This is a genomic window from Bacillus sp. FSL W7-1346, from assembly GCF_038593335.1.
GTDB lineage: Bacteria > Bacillota > Bacilli > Bacillales > Bacillaceae > Bacillus > Bacillus altitudinis.
Window position 1 is genome coordinate 3,358,248 of the sequence record NZ_CP151988.1, and the last position, 21,127, is coordinate 3,379,374.

Here is a 21,127-nt window from a genome sequence, read left to right on the forward strand (position 1 = left end):
ATGACAAAAAAAGAAGATATACAATTTGGTGTCTTGATGTGTTTTTGTATGTTTTCAGTGATGTTCTTTTATAACCTATTTCTAAATGGACGGCTTGGACATATGACATGGTTAGAAGGTGTACTCACCTATGTGATCGGTTTTGCCATCACGTTGTTGATTGAGATGTGTATTGTTGGGCCTTCAGCAAAAAAAGCAGCCAGCCGTTTTGCCCCAAAAGGCAAGAAAATCTATTTTATTCTCACTCTTTCTATCTTTATCGTGTTTGGGATGGTGTGTCTCATGTCTTTATGCGGATATGTCGTTCAAAGCGTCAGCACAGGATTTCAAACACAATCGATTCTATCTGATTACTTAACGATTTTCGGCCATAATGTCATGTTGGCGTTCCCTTTGCAGATGTTGATTATGGGACCACTTGTCCGTTTTGTTTTCTTCAAATGGATGAAATTAAAACAGACAGCAGCGGTTTAGTCGAATGGATATGTTACAGCTGGATATTCTGAATGAGTGAAAAAACCAAAGGTACGGTGAATAAAGTGCCCGCAGACATGAGTACAATGAGTTTTCTGCGGCTGTTTTCTTTTTCTTCCTTCTTTTTTGGAGAATTTGAAAGCTCTTTGGAGACCATAATCCATATGATCATTGTGACGATTCCTAAAATGCCAATAAATGTTGTGTTCATCATGATAACCTCCATTCTGGTTTTTCCCAATTTTACCATAGTGATCAGGTGATATGAGATCATATTGGAGAGATTTCACATTTGATACAAAAACAGACCACCTCACATCAGGTGGTCTTTGCTTCGTTTCTACATATCTAGCAGTTTCCGTGAGATGACCAGCCGCTGGATTTCTTGTGTACCTTCATAGATTTGAGTGATTTTCGCATCACGCATGTAGCGTTCGACTGGGTAATCCTTTGTATAGCCGTATCCGCCGAAGATTTGTACAGCTTCTGTCGTCACCTTCATGGCTGTATCACCGGCAAAGAGCTTGGACATAGCTGATTCTTTTCCATACGGAAGCCCTTTCGTTTCAAGCCATGCTGCCTGATAGGTGAGCAGTCTTGAGGCCTCAATTGCCGTTGCCATATCCGCTAACTTAAAAGCAATGCCTTGCTGCTGAATGATTGGTTTACCGAATTGTTTGCGCTCCTTTGCATAATTGACTGCTGCATCCAGAGCACCTTGAGCAATACCAACAGCTTGTGCGGCAATACCGTTTCTGCCGCCGTCAAGTGTCATCATCGCTATTTTAAATCCCTCTCCTTCTTGACCAAGCCGGTTCCTTTCGGGTATACGACAGTCTTCAAAGATGATTTCTGTCGTTGGCGATGAGCGGATGCCCAGTTTGCTTTCTTTTTTGCCGATTGAGAAGCCTTGCGTCTCTTTTTCTACAATAAAAGCGGTTGTATTGCGGGATGAAGCATCCTGGTCAGTAACAGCAAACACAATATAATAATCCGCAATGCCTCCATTGGTAATAAAAATCTTTGCACCGTTCAAGACGTATTCATTCCCTGCTTTTACTGCTGTTGTTTTCATTCCGCCGGCATCTGAGCCCGAGCCGCTCTCGGTCAGTGCGTATGCGCCGATCTTCTGACCCGCTGCAAGCGGCTTTAAATACGTCTCCTTTTGCTCATCTGTTCCGAATGTATAGATCGGCCATGAAGCGAGTGATGTGTGAGCAGATAGGGTGACGCCTGTTGAGGCGCACACTCGTGAGAGCTCTTCAACCGCTATGACATAGGCCAAATAATCACTACCAATCCCCCCATTTTCTTCTGGCCAAGGGATTCCCGTTAAACCAAGCTCCGCCATTTGACGAAAAATAGCGGGATCATACGATTCTGTTTCATCTCGCTCTGCTGCTGTTGGCTCCACTTCATTTTTCGCAAAATCTCTCACCATTTTTTGTATCATTTCGTGTTCGTCACTTAATTGGAACTGCATCATGAGCCACCTCACTTCATATTAGCTGTTTACAAATAACCAGCCTTTGTATTTCACTTGTTCCTTCATAAATCTCACAAATTTTCGCATCACGAAAGTACCGCTCTGCTCGGTATTGCTTCGTGTAACCGGCTAGACCAAGCAAATGGATGACTTCTGTACTAATATCAACCGCTGTTTTAGATGCAAACAACTTCGCCATCGACGCTTCCTTCGTGACAGGGCGATTGGCCTCTTTATAAGAAGCCGCTTGATAGACAAGAAGTTTTGCCGCTTCCAGCTTGGTGCCCAGATCGCCCAACCGAATGGTCGTTTCAAGGCCAGCTGGATGCTGCTTTAAATACGTCACCGCCTCAGCTAATGCGGCTTCTGCAATACCAAGGCTTTGAGCCGCAATGCCAATTCTCCCCGCATTTAAGCTAGACATGGCAATCCGAAAACCATCTCCTTCTGCACCGAGCAGCTGTTTTTTTGGAATTCGAACACCGTCAAAATGAAGTGTGACTGTTTTTGATCCATGCAGGCCCATCTTTTTCTCATCTTTTCCGATCGTAAATCCTGGTGTCCCCTTCTCCACAATGAATGCTGATATATTTTTCTTAGCAGAAGCAGGGTCTGTCACCGCAAATACAAGATAGACTTCCGCTTCACCGCCGCTTGTGATAAAAATTTTCGTTCCATTTAACACATAGTGATCGTCTGTGCGCTCTGCTTTCAACTGAATACTAGAGGCATCTGATCCTGCCTTCGGTTCAGTTAGACAAAAGGCGCCCAGCTTCTGCCCGGACGCAAGCTTGGGAACGTAGGATTCTTTTTGTTCAGTCGTTCCAAACGCCAAAATCGGCATCGTCACAACAGATGTATGAACGGATACAATGACACCGACGGTTGCACTTACTTTGGATAATTCATGAATCGCCATGATATAGGTTGTGAAATCTGCCCCTAATCCATGATACTTATCTGGGATCGGAATGCCTAAAAAGCCTTGCCGACCCATTTCAGCTAAAAGCGTTTTCGGGAACACGCCCTGTTCCATCGCTTCTATTTCAGGGAATACATGCTGGCGTGCAAATTCTGCTATTCGTTTTCTCCAAAGACGTTGTTTTTCTGTCAGCAACACATCCATCTTGACTCCCCCTATGAGTGGTCGTGGTAAGTGTAAAAACCTCTCTTTGTCTTTTTGCCCAGCCAGCCTGCGTTCACATATTTTTTCAAAAGAGGACAAGGTCGATATTTGCTATCTCCAAGACCCTCGTGAAGGGTATTCATAATAAATAAACAAGTATCGAGCCCGATGAGGTCGGCGAGACGAAGCGGGCCCATTGGATGGTTCATTCCAAGCGTCATGATGCCGTCAATACTTTCTACATCTGCCACGCCTTCATAAAGGGTATAAATGGCTTCATTGATCATCGGCATCAAAATGCGATTTGACACAAACCCAGGGAAGTCTTCCACTTCAATTGGGGTTTTGTCTAATGTCTTTGCGGTGTCAAAAACAAATTGGTACGTGGCATCATCCGTTTGTAGCGCACGGATTACTTCCACAAGTTTCATCACGGGAACTGGATTCATAAAATGCATGCCAATCACTTTCTCAGGCCGTTTCGTCACGGCTGCTAATTCTGTGATCGACAAGGAAGACGTATTTGTCGCAAATATCGTGTCATCAGGTGCAAATTGATCGAGGGTTTCAAAGATTTGTTTTTTGATCTTCATTTGTTCAGATGCGGCTTCAATCACTAAATGCGTCTGCTGTACATCCTTTAGATCTGTTGAAACAGCCAGTCGCTGTGTAATATCACGGACTGCCTGATGTGCCAGCTTTCCTTTTTCTGCTCGTTTCGTCAGTTGTTTGGTCATAGAGGAAATGGCTCGATGAATCTGCTCCTCTTCCGTATCATGGAGCAGGACGGTATAACCTGACTGTGCAAATACTTGGGCAATACCCGAGCCCATTTGACCAGCCCCAACGACCATGACGGTCTCTTCTATACTCATGACAATGAACGCCTCCCTTTTAATCCACCTTGATCATGATCGCATCACCTTGACCCCCGCCGCTGCAAATCGCCGCAATGCCGATCCCGCCGCCTCTTTGTCTGAGTGCATGGATCAAGGTCAATATAATACGTGTTCCGCTTGCTCCAATCGGGTGACCAATCGCGACTGCCCCTCCGTTCACATTCATTTTCCGCCGATCCAGCCCAAGCATTTTTTCGCATGCCAATGCAACCGCTGAAAAAGCCTCATTGATTTCAAACAAATCGATATCCTCTACTCGCTTCCCTGTTTTCTTTAACACTTTTTCGATGGCATAGGCTGGTGTTTTCGGAAAATCCTTTGCCTCTACTGCTACTTGCGCATGCCCAAGCACAACTGCCATAGGTTTTTCACCTTGCTGCATGGCGTATGTGTCTTTCATTAATAGAAGCGCACTTGCACCATCATTGACACCAGGTGCATTGCCAGCGGTGATCGTACCTGCCTGATCGAAAACGGGCATCAGTTTTGACAAACGTTCATATGACGTATCACGCCTCGGGGCTTCATCTTCTGAAATCAGCTGATCTCCTTTTTTATTCTTGACGGTAACGGGGATGATCTCATTTTTAAAAAAGCCGCTTTTTTGCCCCTCAATGGCTCGTTCATGACTTCTTAACGCCCAAAGGTCTTGTTCTTCTCGTGTAATGCCAAGCTCTTTCGCCGCCATGCTTCCATACTCACCCATATGAACACCTGTAAACGAACAGGTTAATCCATCTAAAATCATGGCATCTTGTACAGCACCATCTCCCATTTTGTAACCCCATCGTGCTTTTTTCAGAAGATAAGGAGCATGAGACATGGATTCCATGCCGCCTGCCACGATCACATTGGCATCTCCCGCTCGAATGATTTGATCGGCTGTCGTGACACTGCGCATTCCTGAAGCACAGACTTTGTTGATGGTTTGCGTCGGAACCGACCAAGGGAGATCTGCATGTCTAGCTGCCTGTCTTGAAGGAATTTGACCTTGTCCTCCTTGAAGGACACTACCCATGATGACTTCATCCACTTCATGAACATTTGAGGCTCTTTCCAGCGCAGCTTTTATCGTCATCCCGCCTAATTCTGCAGCAGTCAAACGACTTAAAGTTCCACCTATTTTCCCAAATGGTGTTCTCGCTCCAGATACAATGACCGTCGTGCTCATTTCTTTCCCCTCCTTTTTGTTACCGCTTACATAAATGCTAGACAGTTCATAAAATATCGGTGTCCACTGGCCGATGAACAGTCGATTCATCGGCCTGACACCTTTATGAAGCCTGCGTTCTCGTTTCGCCAAACACTGATTTTTCAAGAAGTTCTGCGACATCAAATGTGCCGACCTGCTCTTCTACTTCCTTCGCTTTCGTCCCATCCCCAAGCATGGTTAAACAATATGGGCACCCTGAGCTGATGATGGACGGCTGTACCTGTAAGGCCTGCTCCGTTCTCGCTGTGTTAATCCGAGTACCTGTCTCTTCTTCCATCCACATTAAACCGCCGCCGGCACCGCAGCACATCCCGGATTCACGATTCCGTTCCATTTCTTTCAGTGTCACACCCGGAATGGATTTTAAAATATCTCTTGGCGGATCATAGACCTCGTTATATCTGCCTAGGTAGCAAGAATCGTGGAAAGTAATGACCTCGTTCACTTCATGAATAGGCGTTAATTTTCCCTCTTTTACTAGCTCTGCCAGTAATTCTGTATGATGATACACCTCTGCCTCAAGTCCAAAGTCTGGGTATTCATTTTTAAATAAATTGTAAGCATGCGGATCGATCGTGACGATTTTGGTTACGTCATTTTTTTGGAATTCTTCGATGTTCTTTGCAGCAAGTTCTTGGAACAAAAATTCATTCCCAAGTCTTCTCGGTGTATCGCCTGAGTTTTTCTCTTTATTACCTAGGATGGCAAAAGAAACCCCTGCTTCATTGAGCAGTTTTGCGAAGGCAAGAGCAATCTTTTGGCTTCTATTGTCATATGCACCCATCGATCCAACCCAGAATAAATAGTCAAAGGTCTGATCTGCTTTTTTCAGCTCTTTCACTGTCGGGACATGCACATCTTCTCTTAGTTCACGCCAGTTTTCTCTTTCTTTTCGGTTCAATCCCCATGGATTCCCTTGGCGCTCGATGCTTGTCATCGCACGCTGTGCATCTGCGTCCATTTTTCCTTCAGTCAGCACTAAGTATCTGCGCATATCAATGATTTTGTCGACGTGTTCGTTCATGACAGGACACTGATCTTCACAGTTTCGGCATGTCGTGCATGCCCAGATTTCTTCTTCTGTAATGACCTCTCCAATGAGAGAAGGATGATACATTGCGCTCGCCGCAGATTCTTCCGCTCCAGCTCCTCTTGCCTGCATCGCCAGCTGATTTCCTGTCGTCTGTTTGAAAGCAAGCTGCGGAACCCACGGTGTCTTTGAAGTAATGGCAGCCCCTTTATTTGTTAAATGATCTCTTAATCGTAAAATCAAATCCATTGGAGACAGCATTTTCCCCGTCCCTGTCGCCGGGCACATATTCGTACAGCGCCCGCACTCCACACAAGCGTAAAGATCAATCAGCTGAGATTGACGGAAATCTTCAATTTTCCCAACGCCGAACGTTTCTTGTGTCTCATCTTCAAAATCAATTTTTTGCAGTTTGCCTGGCGGGTCCAATCTGCTGACAAATACGTTGACCGGGCCAGCGATGAGATGGGCGTGCTTAGACTGCGGGACGTACACTAAGAACGTCAGTAAAATAAGAAGATGCACCCACCATGCGACATAGAAAACAATTGTTGCCGCAAGTGGTGACAGCCAGCCCAGCAAGAAAGCAATGCCGGAAGCAATTGGCTCAGTTGCTGATAGTGAGTGCCCATGCCAAATGATGTTCATTCCGTTTCCCAGTAATACGGTCAGCATCAATCCGCCAATAAACAAAAGGACAAGCCCTGATTTAAAGCCCCTTTTTAAACGGACTAACTTCTCGACATATCTTCTATGGAACGCCCAAACCACCGCCACTAAAATGAGAAGTGTGACTACCTCTTGGAAGAACGTAAAGACACCGTAAAGCGGACCTAATGGTAGCCCGCTGTCTGGAACAAGTCCCTTCATAATAAAATCAAGGGCTCCGAACTGCACTAAAATAAATCCATAGAAAAACAGCACATGAATGATGCCGCTCTTCTTGTCCTTCAGCAGTTTCTTTTGCCCAAACACATTCACCCAAACACGTTCTAAGCGTTTTTTCATGTCTTTTTGAAATTCTTCTTTTTTGCCAAGACGAATATACGCGGCTCGTGTTCGAATGAGATAAATAAACAAATACACAGCGTAAGCGGTCACTGCCGCAAATGCAATCAAGTTAACAATTAAAAGGCTATTCATCTTGCTCCCCCTTTCATTCCCCAAAACCCACTTTGTTCCGTTTCCATGTTGTACCTCTATCATAAATAATGAATGAGTATTCAGTCAATATTTTTTGCCCATTTGGGTACACTATCGTCATATGTAAAAAAGGAGGAACCTTCATGATCGCATGGATCATTCTACTCGTCGTCTTCGTCATTGTTCTACTCGTCAGGCTAGATCTTTATATAGGGAGAAAATATTTTTCTACCCATGCTTTTGAACGGTCTTTTGACCAAACAAGCGGCGATGCAGCCTTTTATCATGATGGCGAACCACTGTTTGATCAGCTTCTTACGGATATACAGCAAGCCTCTTCTTCTATTCATATGATGTTCTTTATTGTAAAGAACGACAAGATTGGGCAAAGGATTCTGCAAGCACTTAAAGCGAAAGCAGAGCAAGGTGTTTCGGTTTTTTTGCTCACTGATCGGTTAGGCTCCTATCCATTTGATCAAACATCCATTCAGATGCTAGAAAAAAGTGGCATTCGATTTTACTTTTTAAATAAACCACGCTTTCCTTTTTTCATTTATCGTTTAAACATGAGAAATCACAGAAAGATCACGGTGATCGATGGGAAGATCGGCTACATTGGCGGGTTTAATATTGGAGATGAATATATAGGGAAAAACGGCAGGTTTGGCATTTGGAAAGACTATCACCTGCGCATGACAGGACAGGTTGTCGCAGACCTACAGCATGTGTTTCTGAATGATTTGTACCGGTCATCTGGTATTCACCAGCTGCAATACGAGGTTTTTCCTGCACTGGAACCGGGAACATTACAGTGCACTACACGTGCGACGGCAGGTTTTTCTTTAGAGGCCTTATTTCTTCACGATATTCAACAGGCGAAAAAGCAAATCACCATCTGCACGCCCTATTTTATTCCATCTGCTCCTCTTCTAAGCGCCCTTCTTGACGCACGGAAGCGAGGCGTGACTGTCGACATCATCATCCCAATGAAGGCAGATCACCCGCTTGTGAAAGAAGCTGGATTTCATTATTTGAAAGATCTGATTGCTGCTGGATGTCTTGTGTATCGTTTTTATAAAGGGTTTTATCATGCGAAAGCCATTCTCATCGATCATAGCCGTTGTATGATCAGTACGGCGAACTTTGATAAACGAAGTTTGTTTTTCAACGAAGAAGTGGATGTGGCCATTGATGATCCCGCCTTCACCGCACATGTAGAGGAAAAGATTCGTGAACACATGGAAGTGTCAGAACTGATGACTGAAGAAAAATACAAACAACGCCCACTTCTCACGCGTCCAATTGAGTGGATAGGCGCCCTGTTCTCATATTTTTTATAAAGGAGTTGACCTATGCGTTATCGATTTGGTTATGTATCCAACGCCGTCACTTTATGGGAAGCTTCACCTGCCAAGTCGCTGACCTTTGCAAGATACAGTAAGCTCTCAAAGGAAGAGAGGACAGAGGCTCTATTGCGAACGACGAAAGCCAACCTCGTCAATACATTAAGAACGCTTTATTTTGCGATTGCCCATGATATTCCGCTTTACCGTTTTTCAAGCTCGATTGTCCCTCTCGCCACCCATCCTGAGGTGCGGTGGGACTTTGTGACACCCTTTCGCAAAGAATTTCTAGAGATTGGTCAACTCGTAAAGCGGCACGGATTACGAGTGAGCTTTCACCCCAATCAATTTACTTTGTTCACAAGTCCAAAGCCAGCCATTACAGAAAACGCCGTCATTGATATGACCTATCATTATGAAATGCTTGAGGCCATGCAGCTTGAAAAGGAAGGCTATATGAACATTCATGTCGGAGGTGCATATGGCGACAAAGCATCTGCTTTACAGCGTTTTGATGAAAATATAAAGCAGCTTCCTGCACATATCAAGGCGAGAATGACGCTTGAAAATGATGACAAAACCTATACGTCATTAGAAACGCTTGATGTTTGTGAAAAGCATAGCATCCCGTTTGTATTTGATTACCACCATCACATGGCAAACAAAGATGATGATGCGGCGCTTGATGACATTCTGCCAAGAGTGTTTGACACGTGGGCAAACACTGGCATACCGCCTAAAATCCACTTATCCTCACCAAAATCAGAAAAGGCGATACGGAGCCATGCGGATGGTGTGGAGATGTCCTTTGTATTGCCACTTTTTCAAGCTTTAAAGCCGTATGGTCGTGATGTGGATTTTATGATTGAGGCAAAGAAAAAGGATCAGGCTTTGCTCCGTCTTGTTGAGGAGCTGTCAGCGATCAGAGGCAATCGGCGGACGGGCGGAGGCACCATTGAGTGGAAATCGTAGAGAAAGGTTTACCTCTATCACAACGGGGGTAACAAAGCTATTGTGAGAAAGTATTTAACAGGAGGATATGAAGATGTCACAAATCTATTCAATCCGAATTGCTGCGAAAGCATTGAATTTACATAAGCTTATTTCTCTATACGAAAAGTGCCAGCACGCTCAGCATCGTTTATATGTATATTCTAAAAAAACAATGTGCAACATTAAGAACATCGTAGAGCTAGAAACCTTTAGGCTCACTCATTTAGAATCAGACTATTTAATCGTGGTAGAAGGAAAAGAGGCACAAGACCTTCTACAGCCATTTGAAAAAGAGAATGCTTCGTAATCGTAAAGAAAGGCAGTCTTAGGCTGACAAAGGGATAAAATGAACTTTATTTTATCCCTTTGTCTTCTTTTCAGCGTAGTTAAAAACCTTTGCAGTCTAGGAAGGACGAGTACCGGCGCGGAGCGAATGTCACATTCGTGAGCACCGGCACGCAGGACTGACACCGAATGCGAGGGTTTGTCTACACGCTGGGGCAGCCTTAGGGCTGCTCTTTTTCTTATATCCATGCTTCTGTCAGCCAAACCTCTCCTGACGTTGCATTCATTTTTACTTGTGTACCGATTGGCATCGTGAGCATCGGATGCGTATGGGCACTGTCAAATTCTGCGATGAGCGGCCTCTTTGTATCTCCCAGTACTTCAAGTAAGAGATCGTGCGGCCTTTTGCCCGTTCCTTCATCATCAAACAGCTCATGTTTCCCTAAGAGGATACCAGATACCCGTTCAAACACACCATTTATCTTTAACAGAGAGAAGTTCTTTTCGACGATGGAGGCTGTTTTCATACAATCTTCAATGAGAAGGATATCGCCTTTTTGGATTTGAGGCATGAATTCACTTCCCCATATGCCATACATGGCATTTAGGTTCCCGCCGATCAGTCTGCCTTCTGCCTGCCCTTCAATGACGCACATCCACTCGTTTGGACGTTTTTCTTTTTCTCGTATTTTCTCTTCCCAGTTGATCCGTTCTTCCGTCCAGAAGGGCGGTTTTTTCACCTGATATGGGATGGGCTGCGGATGAATGAGAATGTCCTCGAAAGATTGATATGTATGATTGACAAATGGTTCAAACTCTCCAAAAGACGGCACAAGTGCAGGCCCGTAAAAAACAGGCAGACCCGTTTTTTCATAAGCCGCTAAAAGAATTGCCGTCGCATCTGAATAACCAATCATGATTTTCGGATGCTTCATCAGCAGCTCAAAGTCGAGATAAGGAAGCAAACTATTCGAGTTCGTCCCCCCAATCATCGACATGATACAGGACAAATCTTCTCTCGCCATCAGCTCATTCAGCTCAGCTGCTCGTTCTTGAATTGTTCCCGAACGATAGTGATCCTCTTTCCCTTTTAATGATCCTGGTACCACAATGAATCCTTTTTGTTCAAGCCATTCCTTCGCCCGCTCATACCTAAGAGGCGAGGTGGCAGATGCTGGACTTGAGGGAGAATAAATACCTATTTTATCGCCCTTCTGTAAACGCCGAAGCCCCTTCATTCCATCAGATCCTTCCTACACGAGTTTTTACTATCCTAGCAAAAAAAGCCCTTTTTCAAAAGGGCTCAGATTTAATATAAGAGCTTAAACAGCCCAAACAATATGACAGCAAAACTGATGGCCAGCATCACAAATATCTTTTTTCTGCTCAGAGAACTATCTATGACGTTCACTCCAGTATTGATGCCAAACAAAATCATTCCCACATAAAAAAAGACTGGATTGAGTCCAGCGGGAATGATTAAGATAAATAAGCCAACGAGCGTCACGTAGTGAATGCTTTTGATCATGACTGTTTTTGCCGTTTCACTCAAGCCATCCTCTCCTTTTGAATCCAATTGCCTTATAGTATATCAACATTCCATTTAAATGGAAAAGAAGATTTTATCCTATCAAAAAGAGCCCAGCTTAATAACTGGACTCATTCAATCACTTCTCTTCAATGACCAAACTGCGCTTCGTGCAGTCTGCTATAGACACCGCCCATTTGGATTAAGTCTTGATGGCGGCCTTGTTCTTCAATGCCTTCCTCTGTCACGACGATGATTCGGTCTGCATGTTTAATTGTCGCAAGGCGGTGAGCAATGACGAGTGTCGTCCGACCGACTGCCAGTTCGCTTAGTGCGTCTTGGATCGCTTTTTCTGTTTCTGTATCAAGTGCTGACGTCGCTTCATCCAAAATAAGAATAGACGGGTTTTTCAAAAACATCCGTGCAATTGACAGGCGTTGCTTTTGACCGCCGGATAGCTTAACGCCGCGTTCACCAATGACCGTATTCAACCCTTCTGGGAACCGCTGAACGAGCTCCTCTAAATGGGCACGTCGCACCGCCTCCCAAATGTCTGAATCACTCGCTTCTAGGTTGCCGTACGCAATATTCTCACGAATGGTGCCTGAGAATAAAAAGACATCCTGCTGCACAATGCCAATCTGCTGTCTTAAAGAGGACAAGGTCATCGATTTTGTGCTCACACCATCAATGGTGATGTCTCCTTCGTCCACATCATAAAAACGAGGCAGCAGACTGCAAATGGTCGATTTCCCCGCTCCTGATGGCCCGACAAACGCAACAGTTTCCCCTTGTTTGATCTTTAAGTTGATATCCTTCAATACATGACTGTGCTCATCGTAGCCAAATGTCACGTTTCGATACTCAATTTCACCTTTCAAGCCGTAAATATCACGTGCTCCTTCTGTATCCTTCACATCTGGCTCTGTTTCAAGCAAATCGACATAGCTTTTAAAACCGGCAATGCCTTTTGGATACATTTCAATCACCGTGTTGATCTTATCAATTGGTCTGAATAACACATTTGTGATCAAGACAAAGGCGATAAATCCGCCTGCCGTTAATTGACCTTGAAGGACAAACCATGTACCTGCCAGAAGGACAAACAACGTCACAAGCCTTGTGAGAATATAGCTGATTGATCCGTTAACCGACATAATTTTATAGGAAAGAAGTTTCGCTTTTCGAAAGCGGTTGTTGTTTTCAGCAAAGCGCTTTTTCTCAAAATGTTCATTTGCAAAGGCTTGAACAAGACGAATACCGCCAATATTGTTCTCAACCCTTGCATGAAAATCTCCAATGTCATTGTTGAGTTGTGTAATTGCCTGTGTCATTTTTTTATTAAAATGAAGAGCTAACCAGATGATGACTGGCATAATCAAGAACGTTAAAATGGCAAGCTGCCAGTTAATCATGAGCATGACGGCAAAGGCGCCAAGAATGGTCATAATCGCAATAAACAAATCCTCAGGTCCGTGATGAGCCACCTCACCAATGTACATGAGGTCATTGGTCATCCGTGACATTAGTTTGCCTGTTTTGTTGTTATCGAAAAATTTGAAGGACAAACGCTGAAAATGATCAAACAGCTTTTTTCTCATATCTGTCTCAATATTAATGCCAAGCATGTGCCCCCAATATGACACGATAAATTGCATCACTGAGCTGAGTGCGTAAATGACAAACAGCGCAAGTGCGGTCCAGGCAATGACCGTCCAGTTCCCTGTCGGCAGTAATGTATCAATGAAGTAGTTCACGATGAGCGGGAAACCTAGTTCCATGAGTCCGACGGCCACAGCGCAAAAGAAATCTAAAAAGAACAGACCACGATAGGGCCTGTAATAGGCAAAAAAGCGTTTTAGCATATGTAAAAGAACCTCACTTCCTCTATAATTGATAATCATTTTCAATTATAGAGGAATCATTATAGAAATACTAGATCAGGAAATGATTTCTTCCCCTGGATTCCCTCACAATACACCTGAAAACAACCGAGCAAACGATTCCTTTAAACGTTCCTTTAAGCCCCTTTTATAAAAATGAACCGGCCCCATTTGCTCACATTCCTTCATATCTTCCTCATAATGAGCCATCAATTGCTCGATCGGTTTCTTTGCCGCTGTAAAGACATTGACCTCAAAATTGAGTTGGAAGCTTCTCATATCAACATTGGCCGTTCCGACAGAGGCAAGCTCTCCGTCTGCAATCATGACCTTTTGATGCATGAATCCTTTTTGATAGTGATACACCTTGATGCCTTCTTTCAAAAGCTCAGAAAAATAAGATCGTGTGGCGTATTGCGTGAGAAAGCCATCGTTTATCTCAGGCACCATCACACGCACATCCACCCCTCTTGTGGCCGCAATTTTTAACGCTGTGCGAATGGATTCATTTGGGACAAAATAAGGCGTCGCAATCCAGACAAATTGCTGTGCATTCGAAATGAGCGCATCGTATAAATCACTCATACTTTCCTTCATATCAGGTCCAGTCGGCACGACCTGAATGACATCTTCTCCTGTCACAGGATGCGGGGTGTGATACTTCGGATCATCAATTAACACTTCATCTGATACATACTCCCAGTCCAGCATAAAAATGGAGTGAAGTGTCTGAACGGCTTCACCCTTTAATATCGTATGCGTGTCACGCCAAAAGCCGATGTTTTCATCGCGTCCTACATATTCCTTCCCGACATTGAGCCCGCCAACAAATCCTGTTTCACCATCAATAATCACGATTTTTCGGTGATTTCGGAAATTGAATTTTTGATTAAAGAATCCGTATTTTAATGGCAGAAAAGGAGCGACCTTTATCCCCGCCTGCTTCAATCGTTTAATATCTTTTCGTGAGAAGCGAATGCTGCCAGCCGCATCATAGATGAATCGAACCTCTACTCCTTCTTTCACTTTTTCAATCAAGATCTCCATCATCCGGTGACCGAGGAAATCAGATTTGAACATGTAATATTCTATATGGATGAACGTTTTTGCCTTTTTTAATTCTTCAAAAATACGTGGAAAGGTTTCCTCTCCATTCTTTAAAATCTCCATATCACTATTTGTATTTACATGCATCCCTGTTGCTTTTTCTGTGTAATGAAAAAAAGCACGCTGATTATCGGTTAAACGCGTCTCATCCGGCTTACTCTCAAGCTCTGATATTCTGCGTAATTTTTCTCGGTTATACATTCTCTTTGATTTAAACAAATGTCCTTTGACATAAAGCTGCCCTGAGAACAAATAAAACATATAGCCGATGATCGGGAAAAAGATCAGTACATACATCCATAACAGCGTGTGCTGTGATGTCCGGTTCTCTAGCATAAGCGAGATAATACTAAATAAAATGATGGCGATGTAACTAGCTGCGTAAAGCTGAAAACCCCACGCTGGAACCGGCCACCAAAACACTACATATGCCCCGAATATCATGAAATATAAAAATAGAAATTCCAGTCTCCTCTTTTTCACATTCTCCGCCCTCATTCTGTCTTTTTCTTTTCCATACCCTTTGCACAGCTCGTCTGAAACGCACGGTTTGCTGCTTTCTTTTAGCTTTTACAGACTGGAGCGTTTTGATCCGATATAATGGAAAATATGTGAAGGAAAGGACGAATGACTTATGTGTACACCATCTGCTTTAAAAAAGGGAAGCCACATTCGGGTAATTGCTCCAAGCCGAAGTGCCAGCATTTTATCAGAAGAAGGAATGGCTCAGGCGAAAAAACGTTTAGAGGCAATAGGGTTCACTGTTTCTTTTGGACAACACGTGTTTGAATGTGATCTGCATTCCTCTTCTTCTATTGAACACCGTCTATCTGATCTACATGAGGCATTCTCAAATGATGAAGTCGACGGCATTTTGACAGCAATCGGCGGCTTTAACTGCAATGAGCTTTTGCCTTATATAGATTATGATTTGATCCGTCAGCACCCAAAGGTTCTTTGCGGCTACAGTGATATTACCGCACTTGCTAACGCCATTACCGCCAAATGTGACATGGTGACGTACTCAGGTCCTCATTTCTCCAGTTTCCAAATGGAACAAGGACAAGAGGAGCAGACAGCCATGTTTCAAGCGTGCGTGATGAGCAGCGAGCCATTTGATGTCACCCCTTCTACAAAGTGGAGTGATGATGCGTGGTATCTTGATCAAGCAAATAGGCAGTTTCATCCGACAACATGGGGGATTTATCAGGAAGGAACAGTTGAAGGCACCTTGTATGGCGGAAATCTTTGTACACTGAACTTATTGCAAGGGACACCCTTTATGCCTCACATCAAGGATGCCATCTTATTTGTGGAGGATGATGACTTGGTCTTTCCTGAAATGTTCGCCAGAGACCTTGCCTCGCTCTTGCAGCATGCCGAATCCATTAAAGGGTTAATCATCGGACGTTTTCAAAAGAAATCCAAGATGACAGAGGAACATTTGAGGTTCATTCTAGATAAGCACTCAATGCTTCAACACATTCCAGTGATTTACGATGTCGATATCGGACATACACAGCCGGTCTTCACCTTGCCGATTGGCGGGAGTGCCGAGCTATCCTGCTACGACGGACAAATCCAATGGCGTGTTCATCCATAAATAAAACCTAAAAAGCACCCTCATATGTGGGTGCTTTTTCTATGCCATCGATTCTTTTTTTAAAATTTTTTAGAAAAAGTGATCCAACCCTTCATCCCCTTCGTTAAGTAGATGTAAAAAGAAAAGAGAGGAGGCAAAAACATGTTCTCTGATGTACTTAGCCAATTATTTGATTCTATCTCTAACATTATCAATACACTTGGATAACCCCATTAACGCACACATACTACATGCTTGCCGAAGGGAGGATACAAACTATGTTCTCTGATGTACTTAGCCAATTATTCGATTCTATTTCTAACATCATTAACACACTTGGGTAATTCCTATGACACGCACATACTACATGCTTTCTGAAAGGAGGATACGCTCATGTTCTCTGATGTACTTAGTCAATTATTCGATTCTATTTCTAACATTATTAATACGCTTGGTTAATGTTCAAAACCCGCTATCTCTCGAGAATAGCGGGTTTTTTTATATAAAGAAGCCCCGCTCATAAAATAGAGCGGGGCTTTGTGCATTACATTTTTTCCGGTGCAGATACGCCAATGAGTTTTAATGCGTTGGCTAGTGTAATTTGTGTCGCCTTCATCAGCGATAGACGTGCTGTTGTTTTTGTTTCATTTTCAACATCAATGACCTTCTCGGCATTGTAGAAACTGTGAAGGGCTGATGCTAGATCATAGATATAGTTTGTGACGCGGTGCGGAATACGTTTTTCTGCTGCTTCTGCTACAACCTCTGGGAAGCTGCCGATGATTTTCAGAAGATCGTATTCTTTATCGGACTGAATGTGAGAGAAATCTGCTTTTTCAAGGTTTGGCTCGTAGCCTTTTTCTTCCCCTTGACGGAGCATGCTGCAAATTCTCGCATGTGCATATTGCGCGTAGTACACAGGGTTTTCGTTAGACGTAGAAATCGCTAAGTCTAAGTCAAAGTCCATATGTGTCGCCGCACTTCTCATCGCAAAGAAATAACGAGTGGCATCTAAGCCCACTTCTTCAATCAAGTCACGCATTGTGACGGCTTTACCTGTACGTTTACTCATCTTCATTTTTTCACCGTTTTTGTAAAGGTGAACGAGCTGAATGATTTCGACTTCCAGTTTGTCCTCTGGATATCCGAGTGCTTGGATCGCCGCTTTCATTCGAGGAATGTAGCCGTGATGGTCCGCTCCCCAAATGTTGATGAGCTGGTCAAAACCTCTGTCCAATTTGTCCTTGTGATATGCGATATCTGGAAGCAAGTACGTGAAGCTGCCGTCTTTTTTAATCAGGACACGGTCCTTGTCATCACCAAAATCAGTTGAACGTAACCATGTTGCGCCATCTTCTTCAAAGACATAGCCTTTAGCGCGAAGTGTTTCTAGCGCTGGTTCGATTTTTCCGTTTTCATATAAAGACGTTTCAGAATACCACACATCAAATGGGACACGGAAATTCTCTAGGTCGACACGTAGTTTTTCTAGTTCATATTTTAAACCGTACTCACGGAAGAATTTCATACGCTCTTCTTCTGATTCGTGCACGAAACGGTCACCAAATTCATCTGCCAGTTTCTGCCCGATGCCTTTGATGTCTTCTCCTCTGTACCCGTCCTCTGGCATTTCTTTTTCAAGACCGAGCGCCTCAAAGTAACGTACTTCTACAGATAGAGCAAGGTTATTGATCTGATTGCCTGCATCGTTGATATAGTATTCACGGCTCACGTCGAAGCCTGCTTTATCAAGGATGTTGCAAAGAGAATCTCCTACAGCTGCACCGCGGGCATGTCCAAGATGAAGGTCACCTGTTGGGTTGGCTGAGACGAATTCGACTTGCACTTTTTGACCGCCGCCTGTATTCGTTTCGCCATAAGCCTCTTTTGCTTCAAGAACTGCCGGAATCAGTTTCGTTAAATATTGATTGTTCATATAAAAGTTGATGAATCCTGGACCTGCAATATCCAGTTTTTCGATTGACGCTTTGCCTTTATCAAATGCATTCACAATGTCCTCGGCGATTTGACGAGGTGCTTTTTTCGCAATGCGAGCAAGCTGCATCGCCATATTGGTGGAATAATCACCGTGAGTTTTGTCTTTTGGCACTTCCAAAAGAACATCCGGCACCTGGCTTTCATCAGCAAGTCCTGCTTTGACGACTGCCGCAATGATTTCTTCTTTTAACGCATCTTTGACCTGTTCTGCGATATTCATGAACGTAAATCCTCCTTATATGAAATCGATAATGTATGTAAATGCTTTTGATCTTCACCTGTCAGCATATCGTACGTAATGTGTAGAAGCCCATTGTCTACATCAAGATCAATACCATGTGTGTGCACATCGAGCTGAAGTGTGCCAAATGGCATCGTGTAATGTGTCACGGTCGTTTCTCCAATGAGAAAGCGCTGCTTCATTTGAATCGCACCTGATCTCATGACAAAAATTTCTTTTTCACTTATTTTGACAACAGTTTTTACTTGACCCATTTCATGTTCTTCATGGTAAGTGAGATACGTTTTGTCATTCTTCTCTTGATACGTTCCAGTTGTTCGGAATTCGATCGTTTCAGCCGGTTCCGTCTCTGGTTTCATCACTGACTTTACATGAATTGAAATTTGGTTTTGTGTCATTTTGCACTTCCTTTGCTAAGACCCGTTTAACTAAAATAGTATACCATAATCCCGATTGCCTATCATCCCATCATTTCTCTTCTTCGTGTGGATGAAACCCCATTTTTGATCTTCACATGTCTCTTTAGAAAAAAAGAAAAATGAAGCTCACCCCTATCACGAGTCCAGTCTTGAGCCCTGCGCTTTTTCGATTGATGAGATAAAACAGTGCTTGGATACCTGAACTTGCCAAAAATGCCTGAAACAAATCAAATGGGAGAAGGTGCCCTTGCTTATAAACAAACTGCATCAACAGCGCGATGCCAGTGAGATAGAAAAAGCCTCGATCCTGAAACAGATGAACCATCTCATCCTTTGCCTCTTTTTTCGAGGTGAACGTCGGCGGACTCGCTGCAAGCTCTCTTTTCAGCGTAAGAAAGCCTGCCGCTAACACACATAAAGCGAGTAATACCATCAATACAGAAGAAAACATACCTGCCTCCTTTATCATGTCACCGATGTAAAAAAAAGAGCTTGTCCATATGAGATGACAAGCTCCTCTATCAAGATGTTATTTCACAAAACCAAGCAGCATTTCTCGTAAAAGTTTGCTTGCTGTGTTCGCTGTTTGATCGGAATGATCGTATACAGGCGCTACTTCCACAAGGTCTGCACCGACGACATGCACATCAGAACCAGCAATAGCATGAATAGATGCCAGCAGTTCTTTTGACGTAATACCGCCAGCATCCACCGTTCCAGTACCAGGCGCATGTGCCGGGTCAAGTACATCAATGTCAATTGTCACATAAACTGGGCGGCCTTTCAGCTTTGGTAATACTTGTTTCAATGGCTCCAGCACTTCAAATTTAGAAATGTGCATACCTGCTTCTTTTGCCCATTCAAATTCTTCTTTCATCCCTGAACGGATGCCGAAAGAGTATACATTTTCAGGTCCAATAAGTCCTGCCACTTTACGAATCGGTGTCGAATGTGAAAGCGGCTCACCCTCATATTCCTCACGAAGATCTGTATGTGCGTCCATATGGATGATGGCCAAATCAGGGTATTTCTTATACATCGCACGGAAAACCGGCCAAGACACAAGATGCTCGCCGCCCATTCCTAATGGAAACTTCCCTTTTTCTAAAATGCTGTCAACATACTCTTCAATTAAATCTAAGCTTTTCTGTGCATTACCAAATGGAAGCGGGATGTCGCCAGCATCAAAGAATGGCACCTCGTGCAGTTCACGATCTAAATAAGGGCTGTATTCCTCTAATCCAATGGATACTTCACGAATACGGTTCGGGCCAAAACGTGAGCCTGGACGGTAACTGACGGTCCAATCCATCGGCATCCCGTATAAAATGACTTTCGCATCTTCCCATGTCGGATGACTTCCAATAAACACTTTTCCTGAATAAGCCTCGTCGAATCTCATGCAAGATTCCTCCTTTTACGCTTCAAAAAATGCGCAAACTTTCATTTGCGCATTTCCACTTCGCTTGATTTATTTGATTAAGTCGCTCACAAATTTCGGCAGAACGAATGCCGCTTTGTGCAATTCTTTTGTGTAATATTTCGTATCGATATCAAAGAAGCGGCTGTCTTCTACAGCAAGTGGATCATACTTCTTAGAACCAATGGTAAATGTCCAAAGACCGCTTGGATATGTTGGGATATTCGCTGTGTATAGCTTGGTAATCGGGAAAATTTCTTTTACATCACGCTGTACATTTGTAATTAACTCAGGTGTGAACCAAGGGTTGTCCGTCTGTGCAACGAAAATACCGTCTTCTTTGAGTGCTTTTGAGATTCCTGCATAGAAACCTTTAGAGAACAAGTTCACAGCTGGTCCAACTGGCTCAGTTGAGTCAACCATGATCACGTCATATTCGTTGTCGGCTTCCGCAATGTGCATAAAGCCGTCTCCGACTTTTACATCTACACGAGGATCGTCTAGTTTCCCAGCAATTGAAGGAAGGAACTTCTTCGAGTATTCAATGACCTTGCCATCAATATCAACAAGTGTCGCTTTTTTCACACTTGGATGCTTCAGGATTTCACGAATAACACCACCGTCTCCTCCGCCTACAACAAGGACATTTTCCGGGTTTGGATGAGTGAAAAGAGGAACATGTGCCACCATTTCGTGGTATACAAACTCATCTTTCTCTGATGTCATCACCATACCGTCTAAAAACAGCATATTGCCAAACTCTTCTGTTTCCACCATTTCTAAATGCTGAAAATCTGTTTGTTCTGTGTGAAGGGTTTTGTTCACCTTCAATGTAATGCCAAAATTCTTCGTTTGCTTCTCTGTATACCAAAGTTCGCTCATCGTTCATCTTCCTCTCATCCAATAATAAACAAACATCTATTGTTAGCGCCTTTTATCGGCTATGACTATATCGAT

At 43.5% G+C, this 21,127-nt stretch carries 20 protein-coding genes; 5 read left to right on the forward strand and 15 right to left on the reverse strand.

What is annotated here, in order from left to right; all coding sequences use genetic code 11:
* Nucleotides 1-474, forward strand: coding sequence for a DUF2798 domain-containing protein (locus tag NST09_RS17325; RefSeq protein ID WP_242497036.1), 474 nt, complete (start codon nucleotides 1-3; stop codon nucleotides 472-474).
* A 13-nt stretch (nucleotides 475-487) separates the two neighbouring features.
* Here NST09_RS17325 and NST09_RS17330 read toward each other — a convergent pair whose 3' ends face one another.
* The 6 genes from NST09_RS17330 to NST09_RS17355 form a co-directional block, all read right to left on the reverse strand.
* The gene (locus tag NST09_RS17330) at nucleotides 488-685 is read right to left on the reverse strand and encodes a hypothetical protein (protein ID WP_129547942.1); all 198 of its coding nucleotides are present in this window, start codon (nucleotides 683-685) and stop codon (nucleotides 488-490) included.
* A gap of 129 nt (nucleotides 686-814) precedes the next feature.
* Nucleotides 815-1,957, reverse strand: coding sequence for an acyl-CoA dehydrogenase (locus NST09_RS17335; RefSeq protein WP_017368220.1), 1,143 nt, complete (start codon nucleotides 1,955-1,957; stop codon nucleotides 815-817).
* A 16-nt stretch (nucleotides 1,958-1,973) separates the two neighbouring features.
* On the reverse strand, nucleotides 1,974-3,086 hold the full coding sequence (locus NST09_RS17340; protein ID WP_129547943.1) for an acyl-CoA dehydrogenase family protein: 1,113 nt from the start codon (nucleotides 3,084-3,086) through the stop codon (nucleotides 1,974-1,976).
* A gap of 11 nt (nucleotides 3,087-3,097) precedes the next feature.
* The gene (locus NST09_RS17345; RefSeq protein WP_007497692.1) at nucleotides 3,098-3,961 is read right to left on the reverse strand and encodes a 3-hydroxybutyryl-CoA dehydrogenase; all 864 of its coding nucleotides are present in this window, start codon (nucleotides 3,959-3,961) and stop codon (nucleotides 3,098-3,100) included.
* A 19-nt stretch (nucleotides 3,962-3,980) separates the two neighbouring features.
* The gene (locus NST09_RS17350; RefSeq protein WP_060781516.1) at nucleotides 3,981-5,156 is read right to left on the reverse strand and encodes an acetyl-CoA C-acetyltransferase; all 1,176 of its coding nucleotides are present in this window, start codon (nucleotides 5,154-5,156) and stop codon (nucleotides 3,981-3,983) included.
* Nucleotides 5,157-5,259: 103 nt separating this feature from the next.
* Nucleotides 5,260-7,371 (reverse strand): heterodisulfide reductase-related iron-sulfur binding cluster, encoded by a 2,112-nt coding sequence (locus NST09_RS17355; protein ID WP_035702354.1) that lies wholly within the window; start codon nucleotides 7,369-7,371, stop codon nucleotides 5,260-5,262.
* A gap of 143 nt (nucleotides 7,372-7,514) precedes the next feature.
* On the opposite strand from NST09_RS17355, the gene cls (NST09_RS17360) reads away from it, so the two are divergent.
* The 3 genes from cls (NST09_RS17360) (at nucleotide 7,515) to NST09_RS17370 (ending at nucleotide 10,014) form a co-directional block, all read left to right on the forward strand.
* Nucleotides 7,515-8,711, forward strand: coding sequence for a cardiolipin synthase (gene cls, locus NST09_RS17360; protein WP_129547944.1), 1,197 nt, complete (start codon nucleotides 7,515-7,517; stop codon nucleotides 8,709-8,711).
* A 12-nt stretch (nucleotides 8,712-8,723) separates the two neighbouring features.
* Nucleotides 8,724-9,686, forward strand: a complete 963-nt coding sequence (gene uvsE / locus NST09_RS17365; RefSeq protein WP_129547945.1) for a UV DNA damage repair endonuclease UvsE — start codon at nucleotides 8,724-8,726, stop codon at nucleotides 9,684-9,686.
* A gap of 73 nt (nucleotides 9,687-9,759) precedes the next feature.
* Nucleotides 9,760-10,014, forward strand: a complete 255-nt coding sequence (locus tag NST09_RS17370; protein ID WP_008343494.1) for a hypothetical protein — start codon at nucleotides 9,760-9,762, stop codon at nucleotides 10,012-10,014.
* Between the two features lie 217 nt (nucleotides 10,015-10,231).
* Here NST09_RS17370 and NST09_RS17375 read toward each other — a convergent pair whose 3' ends face one another.
* From NST09_RS17375 to cls (NST09_RS17390), 4 genes are all read right to left on the reverse strand, one after another.
* The gene (locus NST09_RS17375) at nucleotides 10,232-11,230 is read right to left on the reverse strand and encodes a S66 peptidase family protein (RefSeq protein ID WP_017360065.1); all 999 of its coding nucleotides are present in this window, start codon (nucleotides 11,228-11,230) and stop codon (nucleotides 10,232-10,234) included.
* Nucleotides 11,231-11,301: 71 nt separating this feature from the next.
* Nucleotides 11,302-11,544 carry a hypothetical protein gene (locus NST09_RS17380; RefSeq protein WP_017360066.1) on the reverse strand — a complete coding sequence of 81 codons (243 nt, stop codon included), beginning with the start codon at nucleotides 11,542-11,544 and terminating at the stop codon, nucleotides 11,302-11,304.
* Between the two features lie 125 nt (nucleotides 11,545-11,669).
* Nucleotides 11,670-13,385: an ABC transporter ATP-binding protein gene (locus NST09_RS17385; RefSeq protein WP_046526735.1), complete on the reverse strand. Its 1,716-nt coding sequence runs from the start codon at nucleotides 13,383-13,385 to the stop codon at nucleotides 11,670-11,672.
* A gap of 105 nt (nucleotides 13,386-13,490) precedes the next feature.
* Nucleotides 13,491-14,993 carry a cardiolipin synthase gene (cls, locus tag NST09_RS17390; RefSeq protein WP_026050168.1) on the reverse strand — a complete coding sequence of 501 codons (1,503 nt, stop codon included), beginning with the start codon at nucleotides 14,991-14,993 and terminating at the stop codon, nucleotides 13,491-13,493.
* 151 nt (nucleotides 14,994-15,144) lie between these two features.
* Between cls (NST09_RS17390) and NST09_RS17395 the strand changes: the two genes are divergently transcribed.
* Complete coding sequence (locus tag NST09_RS17395; RefSeq protein WP_017368231.1) at nucleotides 15,145-16,113, forward strand: S66 peptidase family protein; 969 nt, start codon at nucleotides 15,145-15,147, stop codon at nucleotides 16,111-16,113.
* Nucleotides 16,114-16,636: 523 nt separating this feature from the next.
* Here NST09_RS17395 and argS read toward each other — a convergent pair.
* From argS to speE, 5 genes are all read right to left on the reverse strand, one after another.
* Nucleotides 16,637-18,310, reverse strand: a complete 1,674-nt coding sequence (gene argS, locus NST09_RS17400; RefSeq protein ID WP_017360071.1) for an arginine--tRNA ligase — start codon at nucleotides 18,308-18,310, stop codon at nucleotides 16,637-16,639.
* Nucleotides 18,307-18,729 carry a DUF1934 family protein gene (locus tag NST09_RS17405; protein ID WP_007497707.1) on the reverse strand — a complete coding sequence of 141 codons (423 nt, stop codon included), beginning with the start codon at nucleotides 18,727-18,729 and terminating at the stop codon, nucleotides 18,307-18,309. The genes argS and NST09_RS17405 overlap by 4 nt, the downstream gene beginning before the upstream one ends.
* 124 nt (nucleotides 18,730-18,853) lie before the next feature.
* Nucleotides 18,854-19,201 (reverse strand): hypothetical protein, encoded by a 348-nt coding sequence (locus NST09_RS17410; RefSeq protein WP_007497708.1) that lies wholly within the window; start codon nucleotides 19,199-19,201, stop codon nucleotides 18,854-18,856.
* 78 nt (nucleotides 19,202-19,279) lie between these two features.
* Entirely contained in the window at nucleotides 19,280-20,152 is an 873-nt protein-coding gene (gene speB / locus NST09_RS17415) for an agmatinase (RefSeq protein ID WP_017360073.1), read from the reverse strand.
* A gap of 69 nt (nucleotides 20,153-20,221) precedes the next feature.
* On the reverse strand, nucleotides 20,222-21,052 hold the full coding sequence (gene speE, locus NST09_RS17420) for a spermidine synthase (protein ID WP_003214614.1): 831 nt from the start codon (nucleotides 21,050-21,052) through the stop codon (nucleotides 20,222-20,224).
* Nucleotides 21,053-21,127: the final 75 nt, after the last annotated feature.